Genomic DNA, 1792 nt, shown 5'->3' with positions numbered 1-1792 from the left:
GCTTCGGCACTGAGCGGCGGGCCGCTTCGGCCGCGCGACTTGAAGACAGCGGCATCCACCGCCGGCGCGATCCTGCGCGCCAATTATTACGGCTGGTTCGAACGGATCGACAAGGGCGTCTACGGACTGACGGAGGCCGGGCGGCAGGCGCTGCAGCGGTGGCCGCAGGCGGTGCCGGGTGAGATCGAGTTTTAATTGCACCAACAGAAAAGCCGCCCGCTTCGAACGCGGGCGGCTTTGGTAATCTCTCGGGCGGGAGGCTTAAGGCCGCGTGCCGGTGCCGCCCGTTGCGCCGCCAGCCGGCGGAGTTGCCGGAGTGGCATTGTTAGCCGGCGGGGCTGCCGGGGTCATCGGAGCAGGTGCGGGAGACGACTTGGAGTTGTCGGTTACCGGCGGGTTGGTCGAAGACGTGGTCTGCTGGTCGGTCGAGGAGCCGCCCATCTGCGACCATACGAAAGCGCCGACCAGAATGACGGCGATCACCGCCACCCACGGTACCCACGAAGAGGTGCTGCTCCGGACTTCAGTGGTCCGGAGGTCCGGATCACGGGTCTCGAACTTTCTGTCATTGGGATCATAAGTCATGCTTGCTTCCTCCTTCTGCAGCCGGATAATGCCCCGATACGCCTTTGGTTCCCGATTTCGTGAACCGGGAAATCCAGGCTGTGCCGAATTAACGCGCAAATCTCTTGGCGCCTGCCACGCAGGCAACCACCGCAAGCGTCGCTGCGAACATGCCGAGATTGACCTTTTCGCCGAGGAGTGCGGCGGCCAGGACCAGGCCGAAAAAGGGTTGCAGAAGCTGCAGCTGGCTCACTCCGGCTATGCCGCCGAGCGCCAGGCCGCGATACCAGAAGATGAAGCCGATCAGCATGCTGAACAGCGACACATAGGCAAGACCGAACCAGGACGTGCTGTCGAGATCGGGCAGCGAGACCGGCATCACCGCAATCGACAGGGCCAGCATCACAGGCAGGGAAAGTGCCAGCGCCCAGGAGATGACCTGCCAGCCGCCGAGCTTGCGCGACAGGCTGGCGCCTTCCGCATAACCGAGCCCGCAGGCGAGGATCGCTCCAAGCATCAGGAGATCGCCGACCGAGGAGGCAGCCTCTTCCTGAAACAGCGCAAAACCGGCGACGATGGCGCTGCCGAGGCAGGAGAACAACCAGAAGACGGCCTTCGGGCGCTCGCCGCCCCGGAGCACCCCGAAGATCGCCGTCGACAGCGGCAGCAGGCCGACGAACACGATGGAGTGGGCCGAGGTGATGTGCTTCAGCGCCAGCGCCGTCAGCAGCGGGAAACCGATGACGACGCCCAACGAGACGATGGCGAGCGGCAGGAGATCGGAGCGCGCCGGGCGTCTTTCGCGAAAGGCGAGCAGCAGGCATATGGCGAGCAGCCCGGCGATCGTGGCACGGACCACGGTCAGAAACAGCGGATCGAAATCAGCAACGGCAATGCGGGTCGCGGGAAGCGACCCGCTGAAGATCAGAACGCCAACGAAACCGCTGATCCAGCCGCTTGTCGTGTTGCTCATCGAAAGTCTCCTGTATTGGCGAAGCATCGCCCTTGAGCGTCTCCCTTGGACGTTCTTCGCAGACATTCCTTGGGTATTTTCCCGCTATCGGCCGGAAGCCATGGCGGCGCCAGAGACAATGCGATACAATTTCCAGAAACTGTTATGGTTTGTGGAGCAGTACGGTGGATGCAAGGGTGGATCAGAGGGGCGGCGGCCAGCGTATCGGCGCCGTCATGGCGGAGATCCGCAGTCGCATCGCCGGGCGCGGGCTGG

3 protein-coding genes are annotated in these 1792 nt (G+C 63.8%); 1 reads left to right on the top strand and 2 read right to left on the bottom strand.

Annotated elements, in window-relative coordinates; genetic code table 11:
* The coding region (locus MOV61_RS29795; RefSeq protein WP_247139158.1) for a DUF2161 family putative PD-(D/E)XK-type phosphodiesterase at nt 1-195 on the top strand (195 nt) is incomplete at its 5' end.
* Nucleotides 196-261: 66 nt separating this feature from the next.
* Here MOV61_RS29795 and MOV61_RS29790 read toward each other — a convergent pair.
* Nucleotides 262-585 carry a hypothetical protein gene (locus MOV61_RS29790; protein WP_040124099.1) on the bottom strand — a complete coding sequence of 108 codons (324 nt, stop codon included), beginning with the start codon at nt 583-585 and terminating at the stop codon, nt 262-264.
* Between the two features lie 88 nt (nt 586-673).
* Complete coding sequence (locus tag MOV61_RS29785; RefSeq protein ID WP_247139157.1) at nt 674-1537, bottom strand: DMT family transporter; 864 nt, start codon at nt 1535-1537, stop codon at nt 674-676.
* Between the last annotated feature and the right edge of the window lie 255 nt (nt 1538-1792).

It is taken from the genome of Neorhizobium sp. BETTINA12A (genome assembly GCF_023006485.1).
In the GTDB taxonomy this organism is placed as follows: Bacteria; Pseudomonadota; Alphaproteobacteria; order Rhizobiales; family Rhizobiaceae; genus Neorhizobium.
Note: the sequence above shows the minus strand (reverse complement) of the source record. Positions and strands in the feature narration are given on the sequence as shown.